The following is a 23,592-nucleotide window of genomic DNA, read 5'->3' as shown; positions in this document are numbered from 1 at the left end:
GCATGCCGATGAACCTGATCCACCGGAAGATCTGCAGCTCGGAGAAGTGGGCCGCGACCGTCGAGGAGCGCCTGACGCCCTGGCTGGCGGACCGCGATCTCGGCGACGACGTGCTCGAGATCGGTCCCGGCTTCGGCGCCACGACAAGGGTGCTGCTCGAGGCCGTCCCGAAGCTGACCGTGCTGGAGATCGACCCCGCGTCGACCGAGCTGCTGCGCGCGAAGTTCGGCGACCGCGCCGAGGTCGTCGAGGGCAGCGGCGCCGAAATGCCGTTCGAGGACGGCCGCTTTTCGGCGGTGGTGTGCTTCACGATGCTGCACCACGTGCCGACCGCCGAGCTGCAGGACGCGATCTTCGCCGAAGCGGCCCGGGTCCTGCGCCCGGGCGGCACCTACTGCGGCAGCGACGGCCAGCTCAACCTCAGGTTCCGCCTGCTGCACGTCGGCGACACGATGAACGTCGTCGACGCGGCGACGTTCCCGGCCCGCCTCGAGAAGGCGGGCTTCGAACAGGTCGACGTCCGGCTGGAGCCGAAGCAGCTCGTGATCTTCGAAGCGGTGAAGCCTGGCTAGCGGCGGGGCACCTGGCCACCCGGCTGCCGCGGCACCACGCGGGTCACCGGGCCGTCCGCGGACTTGCCCGCGCGGGACAGCCAGCCCTCGACCTCGCGGCGCACCGAGTTCAACGTCGGACGACGGCGCGGCTCGGGGTCCAGCGAAGCCGCCAGCAGACGCGCGTGCGCGCTCCGCTGAGGCAGCCGCGACACCGGCTCCGCACGGGCCGCCGCCATCAACGCCGCCATCGGGGTCTCGCGCGTGCCGCGCGGAGGCTGGCCGGAGAGCGCGTAGCTGATCGTCGCCGCCAGCTGCCACGCGTCGGACGCCGGGGACGCCGCCGAGCCCATGGCCTGCTCCGGGGCGACGAAGTCGGGCGTGCCGATCATCATCCCAGTGGCCGTCATCTTCGAATCGCCCTGGCTGCGCGCGATGCCGAAGTCGATCAGGTGGGCCAGGCCGCTCGGGTCCAGCACGATGTTCGACGGCTTGATGTCGCGGTGCAGGACGCCCTTCTCGTGCGCCGCGGCGAGCGCGCCCGCCATCGTCGCCCACAGGCGGCCGGCGGCGACGTCGTCCAGCGGGCCTTGGCCGTCGACCAGCTCGGCCAGCGGACGGCCTTCGAGGTACTCCATGACCAGCGCGAGGCCGTCCGGCTCCTCGGCCAGGTCGTACACCTTGACGCAGTTCGGGTGGCTGACCACGGCCAGCGCGCGGGCCTCGCGCTGCATGCGCTCGGCGGTGTCGCGGTCCGGCGCGTGCGCGATCTTCAGCGCGACCGTGCGGTTCAGCTGCGTGTCGACGGCCTGCCAGACCGTGCCGAAGCCACCCGCGCCGAGCTGCTTGACGCGCCGGTAGCGGCTGCCGCCGGCGTTGCGGGAGCCGGGCGGCGGCGGGATCGGCCCGGGGGCCGCGGCCAGCGCGCCCGCCATCGGCGGCGGTTCCGGTGCCGACGCCAGCGCCGTCTTCGGGTACGGCTTGTTGACCGGCGGCGGCGGTGGCGGCGGCGGGGTCGGCCGGGGCTGCATCTGGGACGGCGACGGGGGCGGCGGCCGGTACGGCTCGGGTTCACGGCGCGGCGGCGCGTCCGAGCGGTTGATCACCGACCACGGCGGTGGCCCGACCATCGCGACCGGGATCAGGCCCAGCACGCTGAACGGCAGGAAGCCGAGCCAGAAGTGCAGCGCGGTGTTCGCCTCCATGCCGACGCTGAACGCGAGCATCGCGGCGAACGGGATCCAGAAGAACCGGGACGGCCACTTCGGGCCGCGGCGGAAAGCGGTGCGGCCCTGCAGCATCACGAACAGCAGCGAGCCGGCGGGCAGCAGGATGAACGCGGCCACGTACACGAAGGTCGGCAAGGCCGCGTTGTTCTTGTAGAACAGCACCTCGTAGACGTTCGGGCCGCCGCCCAGGTACTCCTTCTGCGTGTCCACCCAGCAGGAGCCGCTCGCCAGCGTCGCGGCCTCCGCGCGCGGCAGCCCGGACTTCGTGCCCGCCCGCTCGGCGCGGAAGACACCCGAGATGCCGTTGGACAGCAGCCACGGCAGGATCAGCGCGCTGACCAGGCCGATCGCCCCGAACACCGACAACGTCGTGGCGTCGTAGCGGTTGCCGGTGCCCTTGCGGATGATCGACACCGCCAGCGCGCCGATCGGCGGGAGCAGCGCGACGAGCGCGCCGGCCGCACTCGTGGCCCAGACCCAGTCGCCGGGGCAGAAGCCCGGGCCGAACAAGGAATGGGCTAGCGAGAGCAACGCGCTCGCGAGTCCGTTCACCGCCGGATCCCCTCACTGTCCGTGTTCACTTCTTACCGTCTCGCGGCATTTCCCCGCGGTCCAGCTTAGGACGCAGCCGGCGGCCGTGGGGTTGCCGGGTCTTCAGCGTGCCTGGAATCCGGCGGGCTCGCCGCTCGCGCGCCATGATGGGGTCCGGCGGACGTTCGACGCGAAGGAGCGGCAATGGGCGCGTACTCCGAGGCCTACCGGCACAGCCTGCGGGACCCGGAAGCGTTCTGGCTGGCCGCGGCCGGTGCGATCAGCTGGACGAAGCCCCCGGCCCGGGCCCTCGACGAGTCGGACCCGCCCTTCTTCCGGTGGTTCCCGGACGCCGAGCTGAACACCTCGTACAACGCGCTGGACCGGCACGTCGAGGCCGGGCGCGGGGGCCAGGCCGCACTGATCTGGGACTCTCCCGTGACCGGACGGCAACGCACCTACACCTACGAAGAGCTCCGCGACACGGTCGCGCGGTTCGCCGGCGCGCTCAGCTCCCTGGGGGTCACCAAGGGTGACCGCGTCATCGTCTACCTGCCGATGGTGCCGGAGGCGGCGATCGCGATGCTGGCCTGCGCGCGGATCGGCGCGGTGCACTCGGTGGTCTTCGGCGGGTTCGCGCCCAAGGAGCTGGCCGCGCGGATCGAGGACGCGAAGCCGAAGGTGATCCTGGCGGCGTCCTGCGGCATCGAGCCGACGCGGGTGGTCGAGTACCAGCCGATCATCCGGGCCGCGCTCGAGCTGACCGAGCACCAGCCGGACCATGTCGTCGTGCTGCAGCGCGAGCAGGCCCCGGCGACGCTCGAAGGGCGCGAGCGGGACTGGCGCGAGCTGGCCGCGGGCGCGGACCCGGTCGATCCGGTGCCGGTCGCGGCCACCGATCCGCTGTACATCCTCTACACGTCCGGCACGACCGGGAAGCCGAAGGGCGTCGTGCGCGACACCGGCGGCCACGCGGTCGCGCTCGCCTACTCGATGGACGCGGTCTACGACGTCCACGCCGGCGACGTCTGGTGGACGGCGTCCGACGTCGGCTGGGTCGTCGGGCACTCCTACATCGTCTACGCGCCGCTGCTCGTCGGCGCCACGACGGTGATGTACGAGGGCAAGCCGGTCGGCACGCCGGACGCGGGGGCGTTCTGGCGGGTCATCGCCGAACACGGCGTCCAGGCGCTGTTCACCGCGCCGACCGCGTTGCGGGCCGTCAAGAAGGTCGACCCGGACGCGCGCGAGCTGGAGAAGTACGACCTGAAGGCGTTCAAGACGCTGTTCATGGCCGGCGAGCGGCTCGACCCGGAGACCCTCCACTGGGCGCACGAGAAGCTCGGCGTGCCGGTGATCGACCACTGGTGGCAGACCGAGACCGGCTGGCCGATCGCCGCGAACCCGCGCGGCCTCGAGCCGATGGCCGTCAAGCCGGGGTCGGCGACCAAGCCGGTGCCCGGCTGGAACGTCCGGATCCTCGACCAGGCGGGCGAGGAGCTGCCGCCCGGCCGCGAAGGCGCCATCACGGTGCGGCTGCCGCTGCCGCCCGGCTCGCTGCCGACGCTGTGGGGCGACGACGAGCGCTACCGCGAGGCCTACCTCTCCCGCTACGAGGGCCACTACCTGACCGGCGACTCCGGCTACGTCGACGAAGACGGCTACCTGTTCGTCATGGGCCGCACCGACGACGTCATCAACGTCGCCGGCCACCGGCTGTCGACCGGGTCGATGGAGGCGGTGCTCGCCGCGCACCCCGCGGTCGCCGAGTGCGCCGTGATCGGCGTCGCCGACCAGCTCAAGGGCCAGCTGCCCCGCGGGTTCGTCGTGTTGAAGGCGGGCGCGGACATCCCCGAGGAGCAGCTGCGCGACGAGCTCGTGGCCATGGTCCGCCGGGACATCGGGCCGGTCGCCGCGTTCCGCGATGTGTCCATTGTGGACGCGTTGCCGAAGACGCGGTCGGGCAAGATCCTGCGCAAGACCATGCGCGCGATCGCCGACGGCCGCGACGAAGCCGTGCCGTCGACGATCGAGGACCCGAGCGTGCTGGACGCCATCCGGCAGGCCCTTCGTTAAGGATAGTTCCAAATGCTCCGGCTGGTCTGTACCTTTGGGAGCAGTCCCCGACCGGAGGTGCACTGATGCGCTTGTCCAGAGCCGTCTTGACCGCGGCGATCGTGAGTCTCACGGCGGCCGGCCTGCCCGCCTCCGCGGCGGCGGCTTCCCCCGCCGCACCGGAACGCAGCGTGACCGACGTCGTCCCGGCGCCCGTGTCCGCGAAAGCCGACCCGCGCGGCGACTTCCGGCTCACACCGTTCACCGTGATCACGGCCGACCGCGGCGCCGGCCAGGTCGCGGACTACCTGCGCGGCCTGCTCCGCCCGGCCACCGGCTACCCGCTGCCGGTCGTACCGCACAGCGTGGGCCTGCCCGCGATCTCGCTGAAGCTGGGCCGCGACGCGCGCATCGGCACCGAGGGTTACGAACTGAAGGTCGCGCGCGACGGCGTCACCCTGAAGGCGAACACCGCCGACGGGCTCTTCGACGGCGTCCAGTCGCTGCGGCAGCTGCTGCCCTCGGCGATCGACGCGAAACGCGTGCAGCACCGGACGTGGACCGTCGCCGGCGGCACGATCCTCGACTACCCGCGCTTCGCCGAGCGCGGCGCGATGCTCGACGTCGCCCGGCACTTCTTCAAACCGGACCAGGTCAAGCGGTACGTCGACCAGATCGCCCAGTACAAGGTCAACACCCTGCACCTGCACCTCGCGGACGACCAGGGCTGGCGCATCGAGATCAAGAGCTGGCCGAAGCTGGCGACGGTCGGCGGCAAGACGGCCGTCGACGGCGACCCGGGCGGCTACTACACCCAGGCGCAGTACCAGGACATCGTCGCGTACGCGGCTTCGCGGCACATCACGGTGATCCCGGAGATCGACATGCCGGGCCACACCAACGCGGCGCAGTCGACGTACGCCGAGCTGAACTGCGACGGCAAGGCCGTGCCGGTGCGCACGGACACCGAGGTCGGCTACAGCTCGCTGTGCATCTCCTCGCCGATCACGTACAAGTTCGTCGAAGACGTCGTGCGCGAGCTGGCGGCCATCACCCCTGGGCCGTACCTGCACATCGGCGGCGACGAGGCGCACTCCACGCCGCCCGCGGACTACATCGCGTTCGAGAAGAAGGTGCAGCCGATCGTCGCCAAGTACGGCAAGAAGGTCACCGGCTGGCACGAGATCGCGAAGTCGGACCCGCCCGCGTCGGCCGTCCCGCAGTACTGGGACTTCGGCGGCGACAACCCGAGCGTCGCGGCGGCCGCGGCGCGCGGCAGCAAGATCCTGATGTCGCCGGCGAACTACGCGTACCTGGACATGAAGTACGACGCTTCGACACCGCTCGGCCAGGACTGGGCCGCGCTGATCGAGGTTCGCGATGGGTACAACTGGGACCCGGCGTCGCTGGTGACCGGCGTCGGCGAGCACCAGATCGCGGGTGTCGAGGCGCCGCTGTGGACCGAGACGCTCCGCACCAGCGCCGACATCGAGTACATGGCGTTCCCGCGCCTGCCGGGCATCGCGGAGATCGGCTGGTCCCCGAAGTCGACGCACGACTGGGACGCCTACCGCGCGCGGCTGGCGAAGCAGTCCCCGCGCTGGGTCGCCCAGGGCATCAACTTCTACCGCTCCCCGCAGGTCGACTGGAAGTAGTTACGCGCCGGCCAGGCGGGCGCGGATCGCTCGCCTGGCCAGCTCGTACGCCTGCGTTCCACCGTTCAGCACCGCGTCGGCGTTGGCCGCCCGGCCGAGTGCGTGCAGCTCGAACGCCAGGACTTCCGCGTCCGCGTCCAAGTGACCGAGGGCGACTGCTTCGCGAGCTGACTCGCGGATGAACGCGGCGAACGAGCCGCTCGCCGCGGCCACCGCGTCGTGGACCCGGCCGGGCCGCGCGTCGAACTCCGCGCCGACGTTGAAGAAGAAGCACCCGCCCGGGAACACGCGCTTTTCCGAGTACTCCAGCCAGTTCTCGCAGATCGCCCGCAGCCGCGGCAACCCCGGCGAGACCGCCGAAGCCGGCGTCACGACGTGAGAACGGAAGATCTCCAGCGCCGCTTCGATCGTCGCGAGCTGCAGGTCCTCCTTCGAGCCGAACAGCGCGAACACGCCGCTCTTGCTCAGCTCCAGCTCGGTGGCGAGCCGGCCGAGGGAAAGCCCCTCGAGGCCGTCGACCGACGCGACGTCCACCGCCCGGCGCAGCACCAGGCGGCGGGTCGCGTCGCCGCGGGCGATCCGGCCGTCAACCGGCACGCCGCGCCCGCCAGCGGTCCACAGTGGACTGGATGCCCGCGCTCCACGACACGGCCAGCTCGGGCGTCGCCAGCACGCGGTCGGCGAAGTCCAGCGCCGCCTCGACGCGCTCCGGCGGCAGCTGCCCGTAGTTCGCGAAGGAGATGACGTAGACCTCGGCGATCGTCGGCCCGGCCGCGCGCTCGACCAGCTCGACCGCCCCCGACGTCGGCACCGTGCCCGGCCGCAGCACGCGCAGGTACCAGCCGCTGCGCCCGGAGTCGATCATCGCCGGCGTGATGTCCTTGCGGCCGGTCTTCATGGCGAGCTTGTAGCACGGCGACCGCGGCTGCGAGACCTGCACGAGCGCGTCGCCCCAGGCCCAGACGTCCCCGATCCGCACGTCGTCCTCGGTGATCCCGGACAACGAAATGTTCTCGCCGAAGTCGGCCGTCTCGACCTCGAAGCCGTCTTCTCGCCAGGCCGCGTAGTGCTCGGCCGGGTAGACGTAGACGGCTTTGTCGGGGCCACCGTGCACGGTGAGGTCGGCCTGCCGGTCACCGTCGAGGTTCAGCTCGGTCAAGGTCAGCTCCGGCGCCGCGACCCGCGCCTTCGTGATCCCGCTCAGCACCGGCTGCTCCCGCCGGTGGCCCAGGACGCTCGGTTCCCCCACATACACGCCGTCGACGTTCATGCCCCCGAATATAGCACGACCGTTCGTATAGTTTACCCCCTTTAGGCTGGCGGGCATGGATCTGCCCGGCAAGGCCCGCGCCCACGTCGACTCCGGTGCGCTCTTCACCGAACTGGCCCGGCTGGTCGCCTACCCCACGGTGAGCGACGCCCCCGAGGGCCGCGCCGCCGTCCAGGCGTACCTCGACGAGGTCCTGACCCCGGCGCTGACCGGCCTCGGCTGCGACGTCACCCAGCACGCCAACCCGGACCCGGCGGGCGGCCCGTTCCTCGTCGGGGTCCGCACGGAAGGAGAAGACCTGCCGACGCTGCTGTGCTATGGCCACGCCGACGTCGTCGGGGAAGCCGGGCAGTGGCGCGACGGGCTCGACCCGTGGACGCTCACCGCGGACGGCGACCGCTGGTACGGCCGCGGCACCGCGGACAACAAGGGCCAGCACCTGATCACCCTGACGGCGTTGCGGCTGGTGCTGGCCGAACGCGGGAAGCTCGGCTTCAACCTGAAGTTCCTCTTCGAGACCGGCGAAGAGATCGGCTCGCCCGGCCTCACGGAGTTCGCGGCCCAGGAGAAGGACCTGCTGAGCGCCGACGTCCTGATCGCCTCCGACGGCCCGCGTCTCGACGCGGCCACACCGACGCTGTTCCTCGGCGCCCGCGGCGGCATCCGGCTCACCCTCGACGCCGACCTGCGCCCGGACGCCCGCCACTCCGGCAACTGGGGCGGGATCCTGCGCAACCCGGCGACGACGCTCGCCGCCGCGATCGCGACCCTCGTCGACGGCCACGGCCGCATCCGGGTGCCCGGACTGCTGCCGCCGGAACTGCCGGACACCGTGCGCGCCGCACTGGCCGACGTGGTCGTCGACGCACCGGACGAGGACTGGGGCGACCAACGGCTCACGCCCGCCGAGCGGCTCTACGGCTGGAACACCCTGGAGGTGCTGGCGCTCGACGCCGGGAACGCCGACCGCCCGGTCAACGCCATCCCCGGCAGCGCCCGCGCGGTGCTGCAGCTGCGGTACGTCGCGGGCACCGACGTCGACGGCGTCGCACCCGCCATCCGGAAACACTTCGCCGCGCACGGCTTTCCGATGCTCGACGTCCGAGCCGACGCGAGCTTCCTGGCCAGCCGCACGCCGGTGGACGACCCGTGGGTGGGCTGGGCCAAGTCCACTTTGGACGCGGTCGCGGAGAAGCCCGTCGCGCTCCTGCCCAACTTCGGCGGCGGCCTGCCCAACCACGTCTTCACCGACGTGCTCGGGCTGGCCACGCTGTGGCTGCCGCACTCCTACCCGGGCTGCCTGCAGCACGCGCCGGACGAGCACCTGCTCGCCCCGGTCGCCCGGGAAGGGCTGGTGCTCGCCACGGCGTTGTTCGACGCCTTCAGTTCAGCGCCGCGGACTCCTCGTCGGTGAGCAGCCGGGAGCGGATCAGGAAGCGCACGCCTTCGGGCGCCTCCAAGGAAAACCCGCTCCCGCGCCCGGGCACGACGTCGATCGTCAGGTGCGTGTGCTTCCAGTACTCGAACTGCGGCCCGGACATCCAGACCGGCACGTCCTCGATGCCTTCCACTTCCAGTGCACCGAGGTTGACGTCGGACTGCCCGGTCTTGAACTCACCCGCCGGGTAGCACATCGGGGCGCTGCCGTCGCAGCACCCGCCGGACTGGTGGAACATCACCGGCCCGTGAGTAGACACCAGCTGCCGCAGGAGGTCCGCGGCAGCCGGTGTCAGGTCGACGCGCTCGGTCATCAGAAGAACCCGAGCGCCTGGTCGGAGTAGGAGACGAGCATGTTCTTCGTCTGCTGGTAGTGGTCGAGCATCATCTTGTGGTTCTCGCGGCCGATGCCGGACGCCTTGTAGCCGCCGAAGGCCGCGTGCGCCGGGTAGGCGTGGTAGTTGTTCACCCAGACGCGGCCCGCCTGGATGTCGCGGCCGGCGCGGTAGGCGGTGTTGCCGTCGCGCGACCAGACACCGGCGCCGAGGCCGTACAGCGTGTCGTTGGCGATCTTGATGGCGTCGGCGTAGTCGTCGAACTTCGCCACGGACACGACCGGGCCGAAGATCTCCTCCTGGAAGATCCGCATCTTGTTGTCGCCGGCGAACACGGTCGGCTCGACGTAGAAGCCGCCGGAGAGCTCGCCGCCGAGGTCGCTGCGGGTGCCGCCGGTGAGGATCTCGGCGCCCTCCTGCTTGCCGATGTCGATGTAGGACAGGATCTTCTCGAGCTGGTCGTTGGACGCTTGGGCGCCGATCATCGTCTCGGTGTCGAGCGGGTGGCCCTGCTTGATCTTGCGGACGCGCTCGACGCCGTCCCCGAGGAACCGGTCGTAGATGCCCGACTGGATCAGCGCCCGCGACGGGCAGGTGCAGACCTCGCCCTGGTTCAGCGCGAAGAGCGCGAAGCCCTCCTGCGCCTTGTTGTAGAAGTCGTCGTTCCGCGAAGCGACGTCGTCGAAGAAGATGTTCGGGCTCTTGCCGCCGAGCTCGACGGTCACCGGGATGATGTTTTCGCTGGCGTACTGCAGGATCAGCCGTCCGGTGGTGGTCTCGCCGGTGAAGGCGACCTTGCGCACGCGGTTGCTGGAGGCCAGCGGCTTGCCCGCCTCGACGCCGAAGCCGTTGACGATGTTGACCACGCCCGGCGGGATCAGGTCGCCGATGATCGAGAACAGCAGGTGGATCGACGCCGGGGTCTGCTCGGCCGGCTTGAGCACGATCGCGTTGCCCGCGGCCAGCGCCGGGGCGAGCTTCCAGACCGCCATCAGGATCGGGAAGTTCCACGGGATGATCTGCGCGACCACGCCCAGGGGCTCGTGGAAGTGGTAGGCGACGGTGTTCTCGTCGACCTGCGAGATGCCGCCCTCCTGGGCGCGCAGCGCGCCGGCGAAGTAGCGGAAGTGGTCGATGGCCAGCGGGATGTCGGCGGCGAGGGTCTCGCGGACCGCCTTGCCGTTCTCCCACGCCTCGGCGACGGCGATCGCCTCGAGGTTGCGCTCCATCCGGTCGGCGATCCTGAGCAGGACGTTCGCGCGTTCCTCCGGCGAGGTCCGGCCCCACGCCGGTGCGGCGCCGTGGGCGGCGTCGAGCGCCTTCTCGACGTCCTCGGCGTTACCGCGGGCGATCTCGCAGAACACCTTGCCGGTGACGGGCGTCGGGTTCTCGAAGTACTGGCCGCTCGCGGGCGGGACGTACTCGCCGCCGATGTAGTGGTCGTAGCGCGATTCGTAGCTGACGACGCTGCCTTCGGTGTTCGGTGCGGCGTACTGGACCATCTTCCCTGCCTCGTTGCTCGGAGTGACGGGTGACCTGGTGGCCGCCGAAGGTAGGTGCGGCAACGTTGCACGCGCGTTGCACCGCTGTGAGCTGGCTCTCTACGCTGGAGGACGTGGCAGAGGCGCCCGAACCGGAGCTGCTGCGCGACCCCGAGTCCTACGCGCGGCTACTGGAGCACGTCCGCGAGGCGGTGCTCCAGGGCGTTCCCGGGCCCCGGCCGCCGCGGTCGGTCGTCTCCGACTCCTGGAACCGCTCGCTCGCCGCCCGCGTCGACCCGGACGAGGGCGAGGCGCCGTTCGTCTACGACACCGGCGACCTCGCGGCCCTGCGGGAAGCCCACCCGCTGGCGCCGGTGCTGCCGGTGCTGCGGCAGATGCTGGTGAGCATCGCCGACGACGCCGAGCACGTGATGATCGTGACCGACGCCGACGGCCTGATCCTGTGGCGCGAGGGCGCGGCGGGCCAGCTGCTGCGCGGTGACCGCGTCGGCCTCACCGAGGGCACGCGGTGGAGCGAAGCCGCGATCGGCACGAACGCGATGGGCACCGCGCTGGCGACCGGCGACCCGGTGCAGATCTACTCCGCCGAGCACCTGGTCCGCCGCTACCACGCGTGGACGTGCGCGGCGGCGCCGGTGCGCGACCCCGAAACCGGCGTGCTGCTCGGCTCGATCGACGTCAGCGGGCCGTTGCGCACGGTGCACCCGGCCATGCTTTCGCTGGTCACGGCGACGGCGCAGCTCGCGGAAGGCCAGCTGCGCGCCCAGCTCGCGATCCGTGACGAGCAGCTGCGGCGGGTCAACATGCCGCACCTGGACGCGTTGCGCGGCCGCCCCGGCGCACTGCTTTCGGCCGGCGGCCGGGTGCTCGCCGCGCAGGCGTGCCTGCTGCCGTCCACTGTGGACGTCCGGCGCGGCGGCGGCACGGTGACCCTGCCCGACGGCCGCATCGCGACGGTGGAACCCTTGGCCGAGGGCTACCTGCTGCGGCTGTCGTCGCCGTCCACCGGTGGCGGGCCGCGGTCCCGGCTGTCGCTGGAGTACCTCGCGGACGGCGCGTTCTCGACCACTGTGGACGGTCGCGAGGTGCCACTGACGTTGCGGCACGCGGAAATCCTGACCCTGTTGAGCCTGCACCCGAACGGCCTCTCGGCGGAACGGCTGGCGCTGCAGCTCTACGGCGAGTCGGGCAACCCGGTCACGGTCCGCGCGGAGATCCACCGGCTGCGCTCCCAGCTGGGCGCGTCGGTGGTGCAGACGCGCCCGTACCGGCTGGCGGCGGACGTCGACGCCGACTTCACCCGCGCCCGCACGGCGTTGCGCACCGGCTCGCCCGCCGACGTCCTGCGTGCCTTCCGCGGCCCGCTGCTGCCGGACTCGGAAGCGCCGGCGATCCGCGAGGAGCGCGAATCCCTTACTGCGCAGGTGCGTCAGGTGGCGCTCAACAGCGGCGACGCGAGCGTGCTGTGGTCGTTCTGGGAAACCGCCTGCGGCGCCGACGACTTCGCGGTGCTCGACGCGCTGCTCAAGACGCTCCCCGCGGCCGATCCGCGGCGGGCCGCCGTGACGGCCCACCGCGCCCGGCTCGCTTGAGCCGTCAGGGTTCCAGGTCGGTCAGGCCGCGCCCGGTCGCCACGTCAAACGGCACGGACGCCTGGTCGTGGCCGATCACCCAGCCGTCGCCGGTGTCCCGGAAGACGAACGTGGCCCGGACCCACATGCCCTCGGTGGTGACGCCGTTCTTCAGCGTCCCGCTGACCCGGCCGAAGCCGTGCCCGACGGCGAGGTCTCCGCTCACCGCGACGGTCAGGTCGCGCAGTTCGTAGTCCACCTCCTCGAAGATCGTGAACACCTTCGCCCAGTTCTTCAGCTTCGCGTCGACGCCCACGTGCTGCAGCGGCGGCTCGACGTCGAACGACACGACGTCCGCGGCGTAGCTCCGCCGCAGCGCTTCGAGGTCCTTGCTCCGGAGGCCGTCGATCATCGCGTCGATGCGGCCACGGATCGCGGCCTCGGCGTCCCCGCGCCGCAGCGGGGCGAGCGCGGTGCTCCAGGCGACGACGTGGTCGAGCACCGTGTCCAGCGCGGTGAGCTGGTGCTCGCCCGGCGCGAAGGTGGCGCGGTCCGCGAACTCGGTCGCCAGCGGCAGCGTGACCTGCGGGGCCACGTCCGCCAGCTGCAGGGCCCCGCAGACCAGCCGCAGCTGCTCGACCGACCGGGCCCCGCCGACGCCGCCGTAGGAGACGAACCCGGCGGCCTTGGTGTTCCACTCGAGGTGCACGACGTCCATGGCGTTCTTGAGCACGCCGGGAACGGAGTGGTTGTACTCCGGCGTGACCAGCACGAACCCGTCGCACGCGGCGACGGTCGCGGCCCAGGCCCGGGTGCGTTCGTCGGAGTACTGCCCCGAGAATCCGGGCGGCTGCTCGAGGTGGGGCAGCGGGTGGTCGCGCAGGTCGATCAGCGTGAACCGGGCGTCGGTGCGCCGGCTCGCCCGCTCGTGGACCCACCGGGCCACCTGGTCCCCCACGCGGCCGGGCCGGGTGCTGCCCAGCACGATTCCGATCTCGATCATCGTTTTCCCCTGTTCGGTTCGGCTTCGAGGGGTACGACGAAGCAGGGCGGCGGGATGTCAGGCTGACGTTCGAAGGAGCTGCGTCGTCGGAGGGGACATGACGACACCCGTCGACGGCGAACGCCGTCACCTGCTCAACCTCGCCTACCGGCTGCTCGGCTCCCTGGCCGAAGCCGAGGACGCGGTGCAGGAGACCTACGTCCGCTGGTACGCGCTCTCGCCGGCCCGGCGCGACGCGATCTCCTCGCCCGGCGCGTGGCTGACGACGGTCGCCGGCCGGATCTGCCTGGACGTGCTGGGTTCCGCGCGTGCCCGGCGCGAACGGTACGTGGGCGAGTGGCTGCCTGAGCCCGTGCCGGACCAGGCCGACTCGGTCGCCGACCGGATCACCCTCGACGAGTCGGTCACCATGGCCTTCCTCGTGACGCTCGAAGCGATGACCCCGGCCCAGCGGGTCGCGCTCGTCCTCCACGACGTCTTCGGGTACGCGTTCACCGAGGTCGCGGCGATCACCGGCCGCACACCGGCGGCGTGCCGCGAACTGGCCTCGTCGGCCCGCCGCCGCGTCCGCGCGGCTCGCCCCGCGACCACCGCCACCGGGCACGCCGAGGTGATCAGGGACTTCAAGCAGGCGTGGGAAGCGGGCGACATCGACGCCTTGGTCGCCCTCCTCGACCCGGCCGCGACCTTGACGGCGGACGGCGGCGGCGTGGTCCGCGCCGCGCTGACCCCGATCGAAGGCGGCGAGCCGGTCGCGCGGTACGTGGCGGCGCTCGCCGCGGGCGGCCTGACGCTCGTGGAGCGCGCGGTCAACGGCCTCCCGGGCCTGCTCCTCCAGCGCGGCGACGACCTCGCGGCCGTGTACGCGTTCGACGTCGCCGACGGCCGGATCACGCGCATCTGGGCGATGCGCAACCCGGAGAAGCTCCGGCCCTGGACCACGTCTCGCTGACACGCTCCCCGCGCCGGTGTTGCGGGCGCGTCCGGACCCGAAGTAGACACCGTCTACAGAAGTTTGATAGACAGTGTCCACAAGGTGAACCACGGGTTACGGAGATCGGGATGAGCCACCACCGTTTCGTCGTCCTCGGCGACAGCTGCGCCGAAGGTCTCGACGACCCGTACCCCGGGCGGGACCACTACCGCGGCTGGGCCGACTTCGTCGCCGCCCGGCTGGCGGCGGGCGAGCCGGACTTCCGCTACGCCAACCTCGCCGTGCGCGGACGGCGGCTCGACCAGATCGTGCCCGAGCAGGTCCCGGCCGCGACGCGGCTCGAGCCGGACCTGATCGCGCTCTTCGGCGGCGGCAACGACGTGATGAGCCGGGGCTGGGACGCGCGCACGGTCGCCCGCCGCGTCGACGCCGCGATCCGCGCGTGCACCGAAATCTCGCCCACCGTCGTCACGTTCACCCTCAGCGACATCTCCACCCGGATGCCGCTCGGGCAGCGGATGCGGCCGCGGATCGTCGCGCTCAACGAGGCCATCCGCGAAGCCGCCGTCAGTTACGGCGCGCTGCTCATCGACCTGTGGCCGGACCAGGCCGTCACCGACTCCCGCTACTTCGGCGCCGACCGGCTGCACCTGTCCGAGCTCGGGCACCGCCGGCTCGCCGCGTACGTCCTCGGCCGGCTCGGGCTCGAGTACGACCCCGGCTGGCTGGCGCCGCTGCCGGGCACCGCGGCCGCGGGAAACTGGCGTGCCGACCTGCATTGGCTGTTACGCGAGGTGCTGCCGGTCGCCGTGACGCGCACGCGCAACCGGCTGATCGGCCGCCAGCCGGGCGACGGCTTCCTGCCGAAGCGCCCGGACCTGCTCCCCATGACGAGGGACGAAGCGTGGGCACCCGGCAACGCCTGATCGACACCGCGTCCGAGCTGCTGGCCGGCGAAGGCGTCGACGCGGTGACGCTGCGCGGGATCGCGAAGGCCGCCGGCGTTTCGCACGGCGCGCCGCTGCGGCACTTCTCCGGCCGCGCCGAGCTGCTGTCCGCCGTCGCGACCCGCGGGTACGCCGACCTGCTCGCCCGCCGGGCGACGCTGCCGGAGAACTCCCCGCGCGAGCGGCTCACCGCGGCCTGCCACAGCTACCTCGACTTCGCGCTGACCAACCCGGCGATGTTCGAGCTGATGTTCCGCCGCGACCTGGTCGACGCGGACGACCCGGCGCTCTCGGCGGCGGCGAGCGCGGTGTTCGACACGTTCGCCGTGCTGGTGGCGGCGGTCCCGACACCGGTCGCGCGCTCGGGCGCCGACCTGCGGCTGGTGGCGGCGTCGCTGTGGGCGGCACTGCACGGCCTCGCCCAGCTGTGGCTGTGGGGCGGCCTGGCGGGGGCGAGTTTCGCACCCTCCCCGGAGGCGGCGCTGGCCGTCACGCTCGACGCCTACCTGGGCTGAGGAGCGCGCCGAGGTCCTGCCGAACGGCGAGCACGGCCGGCAGCGAGCGGAGGCCGAGTTCGCGGTCGACCCGGCGCCCCTCGACCGTGCGCGGTGCTGCGCCGCCTCCCCATCCCGGGCGGTCCGCGACACGCTGTGACCCGGTGCACGCGCCCGAACACCTGATCGAATACCCTCCCACCATGACCGAGTCAGACCCGCAGCTCGAGCGCATCCGCAAGCTGCTGGCGAAGGCCGAGGACCCGGCGGTCACCGAGGCGGAAGCCGAGGCGTACAACCGGAAGGCCGCCGAGCTGGTCGCGCGGTACGGGATCGACCAGGCGATGCTCGCCGCGTCCGGTGCCACCGCCGACGAGATCGGCACGCTCAAGATCCCGATGAACGACCCGTACAGCCGGGACAAGGCGAGCCTGCTCACCTCGGTCGCGTACCCGCTGCGCTGCCGGACGCTGCTGCACCGCTACGGCCAGAAGGTCGAGAGCGTCACGGTGTTCGGCTACCACTCCGACCTCGGCCGCGTGGAGCTGCTGTTCACCAGCCTCCTGCTGCAGGCGAGCACCCAGCTCACCCGCGTCCGGCCGGACGGCTTCTTCCCCGGCGAGTCGCTGGCCGCCTACCGCCGCACGTGGCTGCACGGCTTCGCGCGCGCGGTCCACGAGCGGCTCACCCACGCCGAATCGGAAGCCGTCCGCACGGCGGTCCCCGGCGAGCGGTCGGCGGAGCTGGTCGTCCGCGACCGCGCGCAGATGGTGCAGCACGCGTTCGACTCCCAGTACGGCGACCTGCGCTCGGCCGCGCCCCGGCGGCTGTCCGGCAGCGGCTACCTCGACGGCCACGACGCCGGCACGAAGGCGAACCTCGACCCGTCGGCGTTGACCCGGCGGCAGAAGGCGTTGCGCTGACCGTCGCCCGGATGCCGCTATCCCGGCGGTGATCTTTCCGTTTCACTGGGCCCATGCGCGTTGTCGATCTTGCCGAGCACCCCGACCTGCTCGACGCCGCCCTGAACCTCGGCGACGTCGGCGGCCAGTTCATCTACCAGGGCGCGAGCGGCCGGATGATCACCGGCGAGCGGTTCCTGCGCCTGTGGCCGCGGTACTTCCTGATCGCGTTGGACGACGACGGCACGCCGATGGCCCGCGCCCTTTCGGTCCCCTTGGCCTACCCGGCCCCGGACCGCACGGAGCTGCCGGACCACGGCTGGGACCAGGCGATCGAGTGGGCCGCCCAGGACGTGCTGGACGGCCGCGAGCCGAACGCGTTGTGCGCGCTGGAAGTCGTGATCGCCCCGCACCTGCGCGGCACCGGCCTGTCGGCGCCGATGCTCAAGGCGTTGAAGGTGAGGGCCGCGGAAACGGGGCTGCGCAAGCTGATCGTGTCGGTGCGCCCGATCGGCAAGGAGGCCGAACCCGGCGTCCCGATGCCGGAGTACGCGGCGCGGCGCCGTCCCGACGGCCTGCTCGCCGACCGCTGGCTGCGCACCCACGAACGCCTCGGCGCGCGCGTGGTGAAGGTCTGCCCGTTCGCGGTCACCCTGGCCGGCTCGCTGGCCGACTGGCGCGCCTGGACGGGCGTGAAACTCCAGGAGGGCGAGAACTTCATCCCGGGCGGCATCGCCCCGGTGTTCGCATCGATCGCCCACGACACGGCGACGTACGTCGAGCCGAACGTGTGGCTGGAACACCCGATGTAGCATTGCTTAACGGTTGGTCCAGGACTTTTCACTTGTCCTGACGGTTCCGCTTCGGCACCGTGGAGCACGTGACTGGTTGGATGCGCATCGCGGTACTGGCTCTGCTGTGGGGCTCGGGGTTCCTCTGGATCAAGCTGGCGTTGACCGGGTTGAGCCCCGTCCACCTCACGTTGATCCGCTGCGCGCTCGGCGCGCTGACGCTGCTGGTGCTGGCTTTCGCGGCCCGCCAGCGGCTTCCGCGCGACCGCGGCACGTGGGGACGGCTGATCGTCGCCGCCTTCTTCTGCAACGCGCTGCCGTTCGCGCTGTTCGGCATCGGGGAACGCACGGTGGACTCCGGCGTCGCCGGGGTCATGAACGCCACGACCCCGTTGTGGTCGCTCCTGATCGGCGTCGCGCTGGGCACGGAACGACGGCTCGGCCCGGCGCGCCTGCTCGGGCTGGCCCTGGGTTTCGCCGGCGTCGTGGTGATCTTCGCGCCGTGGGACCAGGAGGGCCTGCTGAGCACGGGCGCCCTCGCCCTGCTCGCGGCCGGCCTCAGCTACGCGATCGCGTTCGCTTACATGGCACGGAAACTCCCGCCGAACGGCGCCCCGCTCGCGCTCTCGGCCGCCCAGCTGACGACGGCCACCGCGTTGACGGCGCTCGCCCTGCCGGTCGCCGGGACCGCGCCGGAGGTGAACCTCACGGCGCTCGCCGCGGTCACGATCCTCGGCGTCTTCGGCACCGGGATCACGTTCTACCTCAACTACCGCGTGATCGCGGACGAAGGCCCGACCGCCGCCGCCACGGTCGGCTACCTGCTCCCGGTCGTGTCGATCGGCCTCGGCACGCTCTTCCTCGGCGAACCGCTGACCCCACGGGTGGTCGGTGGCATGGTGATCGTCCTCTTCGCCGTCGGCCTCACCCGGTGGCGGGCTCAGGTGCCGGCGAACTGCCCGGCGAGCTCGGCGGCCGGTTCGGCGACCCCGAAGTAGTCGCCCGTCGCCAGCTCGGCGCCGGCCGAGTGCCACCAGCTCGCCTGGTCCTCGGTGTGGATGCCGTCGACGACGAGCGTCGCGCCGACCTGGCGGACCAGCGGCACCAGCGCGCCGAGGAACGTCGAGTCCGACCACGCCTGCCATTCGGCGAGCCGCCGGTCGACGCGCACGATGTCGACCGGCAGGTCCTGCACGGCCCGCAGGTCGTCGGGCCCGAGCCCGAAGTCGTCGAGCATCACGTGCACGCCGAGGTCGGCGAGCGCGGTGACGTTCTCGATCACCCCCGACACCGGCAGCGCGCCCACCGGCACGCCGAGCATCAGCTGCTCCGGCGGCAGGCCGGTGTCGGCCAGCAGCCGCGTCACGCGCGTGCCGAGCGCGTCGTCCGACACCTGGTGCCCGGTCAGGCCGGCGACCATCGGCAGCCCGAACCCCGCGCGCTGCCGCCACCACTCGCCCTGGCGGCCCGCCGCGTGCAGCATCCAGTCGCCGAGCGGCAGCACCAGCCCGGTCGACTCGGCGAGCTCCGCGCACTGTTCGTGCGCCGGCACCGGTTCCGCCGGCCGGTCCCAGTGCAGGCGGGCCTCGACGCCGGCCACCCCGCCGTCGGCCAGCCGCGCCATCGGCCGGTACCGGACGCTGATCTCGCCGTGCTCCCAGGCCCCGGCCATGCCGACGGCCAGCTTCTGCGTCCGCCGGTCTTCGGCGTCGGCCTCCCGGTCGAACATCTTCCACTGGCCGCGCCGCCGCGCCTTGGCCCGCCGGAGCGTCTGGTCCGCCGCTCGCAGCAGCTCCACCGGGTCGATGCCCTTCGACGGCCGGTGCACCACGCCCGCGCTGGCCGACAGCGCGAGCCCGTGCCCGTCGACGAAGAACGGCTCGGCGAGCTCGTCGTTGATGGCGCGCACGATCGTGCCGATGTCCGGTGTCGTCGCCGTGTTCTCGACCAGGATGCCGAACTCGTCGCTGTGGAACCGCGCGATCATCGCGTTCTCCCCGGCCATCACCGCCTTCAGCCGCTGCGCGAAGTGCATCAGCAGCTGCTCGCCGATCCGGCGGCCGAGGCTGTTGCAGACCATCCCGAACGCGTCGAGGTCGACGTGGAACAGCGTCACGCCGTACACCGGGTCGGCGCGCCGAAGCGCCGTCTCCAGGTGGGTGCCGAAGTACTGCCGGTTCGGCAGCCCGGTGAGGACGTCGTGGAGGGCCTGGCGGCTCAGTTCCCCTTGCAGCAGCATCAGTTCGGTGCCGTCCTCGACCACGACGACGAAGTGCCCCGGCCGGTCCTCGGCGTCGCGCAGCAGGGACGCGGTGAGCGAGATGCGGGCGACGTCGCCGTCCTTGCGCAGCAGCCGTTGCGACTGCCGGACCCGCTCCTTGCCGCTCTCGAGCAGCGCCACCATCGCCTCGCGCAGGACGCCGACGGTTTCGGGGTGGACGACGTCGTACAGCACGGACCCGGTCAGCTCGCCGGGCTGGTGCCCGAGCATCTCGGCCAGCGCCGCGTTCGCACGCACGATCCGGCCGTCCAGGGCGACCAGCGCGATGCCGCTCGCCGACGACGTCACCACCTCTTCGAAGCGCCTTTCGCTTTCCTTGAGGTGCCACTGGGCGTCCCGCACCGCCTTGAGCAGCGAGAGGTGCATGATCTCCTGCTGGTCGAGGACGCTGCGCTCGTGCGCGAGCAGGAACCCGCACGAGAGCGCGCCCAGCGTCAGCGCGATCCGTTCGGCCAAGCGGTCCACCGCCTGGAGTTCGGGCAGGCCGGGCAGGCCCTTCGCGAGGACGTCGAGCGTGCACCGCAGCCCGGGCTCGCCGACGTAGCCGAGGCCGACCAGCCGCCCGCCGATCCGCTCGGCGGGCGCGGTGTCCGCGGTCGTGGCGCGCAGGCAGTCGCACAACGTGCCGAGCACGCCGCGCAGCTCGGCGTCGAGTTCTTCGCGGCTCAGCGAAACGACGGTGACGCCGCTGAGCAGGTACGCCCATTTCCGGGCGAGCAGGGACCGCCCGCGGTCCGGGTCGGGAACCGCGGGCCGGTCCGGCTGGGAGTCGAGCATCGGCATGGAACGCGTCCGATCAGTTCTTCCGGCCGATTCCGGCGTAGACCAGCATGTTCATCTCGGCGGCGGCGGAGATGTCCGCCGGCCCGGCCGGCCGCCATTCCCCGCAGCCGACCAATCCGGGTTCGACGATTTCGAAACCCGCGAAGAGCTCGGAGACTTCGGCGTGCGTCCGCAGGTTCACTTGATCGGGACTCTGGCTTTCCTTGATCGCCTCCGTCGCCTCTCCGAGGTTTTCGCCCTGGTGATCACCGGTGACGTGGGTGATGGCGAGAAAACTGCCGGGCGCGAGCACCGCGCCGTAGCGCGCGAGGAGTTCGAGCGGGCCGGATTCGTCGGGAACCCAGTGCAGCATCAAGAGCATCAGCAGCCCGATCGGTTTTTCGAAATCGAGCAGAGCACGCACCTGTGGCGCATCGAAAATTTTCTCCAGATCTCGCATGTCTGCGTGTACTATCGCTGCACGATCGTTGCCGACGAGCATCAATTCGCTGTGCGCGACCGCCACCGGGTCGCGGTCGACGTACACCACGCGGCAGTCCGGGTCCTGCGCCTGCGCGACTTCGTGCACGTTCGCCACGGTCGGGATCCCCGAGCCGATGTCGAGGAACTGCCGGATCCCTTGCGCCGTCATGAACCGCACCGCGCGCCCGAGGAACGCGCGGTTCACGCGCGCGGCGTCCCGCAGGCCGGGCATCGCGCGTTCGATCTGCTCGCCCACCGCGCGATCGACGGCGAAGTGGTGCCCGCCGCCCAACATGAAGTCGTACGTGCGCGCCATGCTCGGCACGGAGATATCGACACCCGGCGGTACCCATTCCGGTGATCGGGTCACGAAGAACACCTTCTCAGTCTGTCGGCCGGAAAGAGCTTAGCGATTTCTGCGGATTCGTCCACTGCGCCATATGCGTGAGCCCGCGCCACCCGATCGGGCACTGTACCGTTCGACCGGACGCGCCTACCGTAGGCCGTCTCCTTGGGAAATCCACACAATGGCGCAACGAGGAGTCCACATGACCGTCCCGGTCGCCCCGGGCCGGTGGCCTTTTCTCGGGCACACCCCGGCACTGCTGAGGCAACGCTTCGCATTCACCAGTTCATTGCACGAGCACGGCGAGATCGTGAAACTCTACCTCGGTCCGGCCCCCACCTACTTCGTCACAAGCCCGCGGCTGGCACACGAAGTGCTGGTCACGGCCGGTCCGAAGTTCCGCAAGGGCGCCATGTTCGACAAGTTCCGGCCGTTCGTCGGAAATGGCTTGGTGCTTTCGAACGGTGACTTCCACCGGCACCAGCGACGGCTGATGCAGCCGGCGTTCCACCGCAACCGCTTGATCGCCTACACGGAGATCATGCGGCGCGCGGCGGCCGATCTCGCCGATTCCTGGCGGGCCGGCGAAGTCCGGAAGATCGACGAGGACATGCAGCGCGTCGCGGTGACGATCGTCGGCGAGGCGCTGTTCTCCACGGAACTGGGAAAAGAGGCGATCGCCGAGGCGCGGAGATCCATTTACCTGATCATCCAGCAGGGAATGATTCGCGCGTTGTCGCCGAAGTTCGTCGAAAAGCTGCCGGTTCCCGGGAACCGCCGGTTCGACGAAGCGATCACGCGGATGCAGGCGATCGTGCTGGCGGTGATCCGCGAGTGGCGGACCGAGGGCACCGACCACGGCGACCTGCTGTCGACGTTGCTGCTGGCCGGCATGACCGACGAGCAGGCGCGGGACGAGGTGCTCACGCTGCTCACCGCGGGCATCGAGACGAGTGCGCTGGCGCTGGCCTGGACGTTCCACGAGCTCGGCAGGCACCCCGAAGTGGAGGCGCGGGTGCACGCGGAGCTCGACGAGGTGCTGGGCGGCCGACCGGTGACCGCCGAGAACCTCGGGCAGCTGACCTACCTCCGCCAGGTGGTCGACGAGGTGCTGCGCCTGTACCCGCTGTGGATGCTGATGCGCCGCACCCTCGAGGAGGTCGACCTCGGCGACGTCCGGCTCCCGGAAGGCGCCGAGGTGATCGTCAGCCCCCACGCCCTGCACCACGACCCGGCGTCGTTCCCCGACCCGGCCCGCTTCGACCCCGGCCGCTGGGCCCCGGAACGCACCGCCGAACTGCCGAAGGGCGCGTTCATCCCGTTCGGCGCGGGCAATCGCCAGTGCATCGGAAACCGCTTCGCCCAGAACGAAATCGTCATCACGGTGGCCACGGTGGCCGCGCACTGGCGGCTGGTCCCGCTCCCGAACCACCCCGTGCGCGTCAAGTTCACCTCGGCCGCCTACCCGGACAGCCTGCCGATGACGGCTGTCCCCCGTCACTAGCTGGAGGTCGTACCCCCCGTGCTCCGCTTACGTGTTTGTGCTGCGGTTTTCCTGATGATGACTCTTCTCCCGGCCCCCGCCCGAGCGGCCACGACGACGTGCGAGGACCTGAACGTCCCGGTGACGGTGGCCCTCCTCCCCCAGACGATGCACGGCCGCCTGTGCACCCCACCGGGCGCGACGACGGTGGTGGTCCTGATCCCGGGCGGTACGTACAACGCGTCCTATTGGGACATCGGCTACACCCCGCAGACCCGTTCGTTCCGCCTGGCGATGAACAACGCGAGCGTCGCGACCCTGGCTCTGGACCGCCTGGGCACGGGAGCGAGTTCGAAGCCCCTGAGCGCCCTCCTGAGCGCGACGGTCCAGGCAACGGCGGCCCACCAGGTGATCCAGTCGGTGCGCCCCCGCTTCCCGAAGGTGATCATCGGCGGCCACTCGATCGGCTCGGCGATGGCCATGATCGAGGCCGGCCGCTACCACGACGTGGACGGCGTCCTGGTGACGGGAATGACCCACCGGATGAACCTGATCACGGTGGTCCCGGTGCTGGCCAACATGATCCCGGCCCCATTGGACCCGGCGGTCCCGGGCCGCGACGCGGCCTACCTGACGACGAGCCCCGGCACCCGCTACACGGCCTTCCACACCCCAGGCCCCCTCGACCCGGCGGCGATCGCGTACGACGAGTCCACAAAGGACGTGTTCGCGACGACGGAGGCGGTGGACAGCCTGACGCTGACGACGGTGGTGACACCGGCTTCACAGCAGATCACGGTCCCGGTGCTGCTGGTGGTGGGCAACGACCCCCACTTCTGCGGAACCCTGGGCAGCGACTGCACATCCCCGGAAGCGCTGAGAGCATCGGAAGCCCCCTACTTCGGCGGCCCCCTGCAGACGTACATCCTGAACGGCTACGGCCACGCGATCAACTACGCCCCCAACGCCCCGACGTACTTCGGTGTGGTGACGAGCTGGCTGAAGACGCTGTCATGACGACGTCGGCGGG

21 protein-coding genes are annotated in these 23,592 nt (G+C 71.4%); 13 read left to right on the top strand and 8 right to left on the bottom strand.

The features are described 5' to 3' along the window. The first annotated feature begins 2 nt into the window (after positions 1-2). Positions 3-572: a class I SAM-dependent methyltransferase gene (locus tag ACLJQM_RS09355; protein WP_410630768.1), complete on the top strand. Its 570-nt coding sequence runs from the start codon at positions 3-5 to the stop codon at positions 570-572. Here ACLJQM_RS09355 and ACLJQM_RS09350 read toward each other — a convergent pair. Then, complete coding sequence (locus tag ACLJQM_RS09350; protein WP_410630767.1) at positions 569-2,332, bottom strand: serine/threonine-protein kinase; 1,764 nt, start codon at positions 2,330-2,332, stop codon at positions 569-571. The genes ACLJQM_RS09355 and ACLJQM_RS09350 overlap by 4 nt on opposite strands. A 183-nt stretch (positions 2,333-2,515) precedes the next feature. Here ACLJQM_RS09350 and ACLJQM_RS09345 point away from each other — a divergent pair, with 183 nt between their 5' ends. Together ACLJQM_RS09345 and ACLJQM_RS09340 are read left to right on the top strand one after the other, a co-directional pair. Continuing rightward, a complete protein-coding gene (locus tag ACLJQM_RS09345; RefSeq protein ID WP_410630765.1) occupies positions 2,516-4,387 on the top strand; it encodes a propionyl-CoA synthetase in 1,872 nt (623 codons plus the stop codon). 65 nt (positions 4,388-4,452) lie between these two features. Beyond that, a complete protein-coding gene (locus tag ACLJQM_RS09340) occupies positions 4,453-6,021 on the top strand; it encodes a beta-N-acetylhexosaminidase (RefSeq protein WP_410630764.1) in 1,569 nt (522 codons plus the stop codon). Here the strand turns inward: ACLJQM_RS09340 and ACLJQM_RS09335 are convergent, their stop codons facing one another. After that, positions 6,022-6,618, bottom strand: a complete 597-nt coding sequence (locus tag ACLJQM_RS09335) for a TetR/AcrR family transcriptional regulator (RefSeq protein ID WP_410630763.1) — start codon at positions 6,616-6,618, stop codon at positions 6,022-6,024. After that, on the bottom strand, positions 6,608-7,291 hold the full coding sequence (locus ACLJQM_RS09330) for an MOSC domain-containing protein (protein WP_360777201.1): 684 nt from the start codon (positions 7,289-7,291) through the stop codon (positions 6,608-6,610). The genes ACLJQM_RS09335 and ACLJQM_RS09330 overlap by 11 nt, the downstream gene beginning before the upstream one ends. Positions 7,292-7,346: 55 nt before the next feature. On the opposite strand from ACLJQM_RS09330, the gene ACLJQM_RS09325 reads away from it, so the two are divergent. Next, positions 7,347-8,705, top strand: a complete 1,359-nt coding sequence (locus ACLJQM_RS09325; protein WP_410630762.1) for a M20 family metallopeptidase — start codon at positions 7,347-7,349, stop codon at positions 8,703-8,705. Here the strand turns inward: ACLJQM_RS09325 and ACLJQM_RS09320 are convergent. Together ACLJQM_RS09320 and ACLJQM_RS09315 are read right to left on the bottom strand one after the other, a co-directional pair. Next, the gene (locus ACLJQM_RS09320) at positions 8,674-9,042 is read right to left on the bottom strand and encodes a DUF779 domain-containing protein (RefSeq protein ID WP_410630760.1); all 369 of its coding nucleotides are present in this window, start codon (positions 9,040-9,042) and stop codon (positions 8,674-8,676) included. The genes ACLJQM_RS09325 and ACLJQM_RS09320 overlap by 32 nt on opposite strands. Beyond that, positions 9,042-10,565: an aldehyde dehydrogenase family protein gene (locus ACLJQM_RS09315; RefSeq protein WP_360777207.1), complete on the bottom strand. Its 1,524-nt coding sequence runs from the start codon at positions 10,563-10,565 to the stop codon at positions 9,042-9,044. Before ACLJQM_RS09315 ends, ACLJQM_RS09320 begins: the two co-directional genes overlap by 1 nt. A 113-nt stretch (positions 10,566-10,678) precedes the next feature. Between ACLJQM_RS09315 and ACLJQM_RS09310 the strand changes: the two genes are divergently transcribed. Next, positions 10,679-12,157: a GAF domain-containing protein gene (locus ACLJQM_RS09310; protein WP_410630759.1), complete on the top strand. Its 1,479-nt coding sequence runs from the start codon at positions 10,679-10,681 to the stop codon at positions 12,155-12,157. A 4-nt stretch (positions 12,158-12,161) separates the two neighbouring features. Here ACLJQM_RS09310 and ACLJQM_RS09305 read toward each other — a convergent pair whose 3' ends face one another. Next, positions 12,162-13,139, bottom strand: a complete 978-nt coding sequence (locus ACLJQM_RS09305) for an NAD(P)H-dependent oxidoreductase (protein ID WP_410630758.1) — start codon at positions 13,137-13,139, stop codon at positions 12,162-12,164. Between the two features lie 97 nt (positions 13,140-13,236). On the opposite strand from ACLJQM_RS09305, the gene sigJ reads away from it, so the two are divergent. The 6 genes from sigJ (at position 13,237) to ACLJQM_RS09275 (ending at position 18,205) form a co-directional block, all read left to right on the top strand. Further along, the gene (gene sigJ, locus ACLJQM_RS09300) at positions 13,237-14,091 is read left to right on the top strand and encodes an RNA polymerase sigma factor SigJ (RefSeq protein WP_410630757.1); all 855 of its coding nucleotides are present in this window, start codon (positions 13,237-13,239) and stop codon (positions 14,089-14,091) included. A gap of 110 nt (positions 14,092-14,201) precedes the next feature. Further along, entirely contained in the window at positions 14,202-14,999 is a 798-nt protein-coding gene (locus tag ACLJQM_RS09295) for an SGNH/GDSL hydrolase family protein (protein ID WP_410630756.1), read from the top strand. After that, positions 14,978-15,535, top strand: coding sequence for a TetR/AcrR family transcriptional regulator (locus tag ACLJQM_RS09290; RefSeq protein ID WP_247018236.1), 558 nt, complete (start codon positions 14,978-14,980; stop codon positions 15,533-15,535). The genes ACLJQM_RS09295 and ACLJQM_RS09290 overlap by 22 nt, the downstream gene beginning before the upstream one ends. A 182-nt stretch (positions 15,536-15,717) precedes the next feature. Beyond that, on the top strand, positions 15,718-16,437 hold the full coding sequence (locus ACLJQM_RS09285; RefSeq protein WP_247018234.1) for a DUF2786 domain-containing protein: 720 nt from the start codon (positions 15,718-15,720) through the stop codon (positions 16,435-16,437). Positions 16,438-16,490: 53 nt separating this feature from the next. Next, on the top strand, positions 16,491-17,228 hold the full coding sequence (locus tag ACLJQM_RS09280) for a Long-chain-fatty-acid--CoA ligase (protein WP_410630755.1): 738 nt from the start codon (positions 16,491-16,493) through the stop codon (positions 17,226-17,228). Between the two features lie 80 nt (positions 17,229-17,308). After that, positions 17,309-18,205, top strand: a complete 897-nt coding sequence (locus ACLJQM_RS09275) for a DMT family transporter (protein ID WP_410630820.1) — start codon at positions 17,309-17,311, stop codon at positions 18,203-18,205. On the opposite strand, the gene ACLJQM_RS09270 is transcribed toward ACLJQM_RS09275, so the two are convergent. Together ACLJQM_RS09270 and ACLJQM_RS09265 are read right to left on the bottom strand one after the other, a co-directional pair. Next, positions 18,148-20,271, bottom strand: a complete 2,124-nt coding sequence (locus ACLJQM_RS09270; protein WP_360777223.1) for a putative bifunctional diguanylate cyclase/phosphodiesterase — start codon at positions 20,269-20,271, stop codon at positions 18,148-18,150. The genes ACLJQM_RS09275 and ACLJQM_RS09270 overlap by 58 nt on opposite strands. Positions 20,272-20,284: 13 nt before the next feature. Further along, the gene (locus ACLJQM_RS09265; RefSeq protein WP_410630819.1) at positions 20,285-21,103 is read right to left on the bottom strand and encodes an SAM-dependent methyltransferase; all 819 of its coding nucleotides are present in this window, start codon (positions 21,101-21,103) and stop codon (positions 20,285-20,287) included. Between the two features lie 178 nt (positions 21,104-21,281). On the opposite strand from ACLJQM_RS09265, the gene ACLJQM_RS09260 reads away from it, so the two are divergent. After that, on the top strand, positions 21,282-22,583 hold the full coding sequence (locus ACLJQM_RS09260; RefSeq protein WP_410630754.1) for a cytochrome P450: 1,302 nt from the start codon (positions 21,282-21,284) through the stop codon (positions 22,581-22,583). 54 nt (positions 22,584-22,637) lie between these two features. After that, positions 22,638-23,579: an alpha/beta hydrolase gene (locus tag ACLJQM_RS09255; RefSeq protein ID WP_410630753.1), complete on the top strand. Its 942-nt coding sequence runs from the start codon at positions 22,638-22,640 to the stop codon at positions 23,577-23,579. Positions 23,580-23,592: the final 13 nt, after the last annotated feature.

Origin of the sequence: Amycolatopsis sp. cmx-4-83 (assembly GCF_046548815.1) — a bacterium.
Taxonomy (GTDB): domain Bacteria; phylum Actinomycetota; class Actinomycetes; order Mycobacteriales; family Pseudonocardiaceae; genus Amycolatopsis; species Amycolatopsis pretoriensis_A.
The sequence above is the reverse complement of the archived record's forward strand: the minus strand, read 5'-3'. Positions and strand labels throughout refer to the sequence as shown.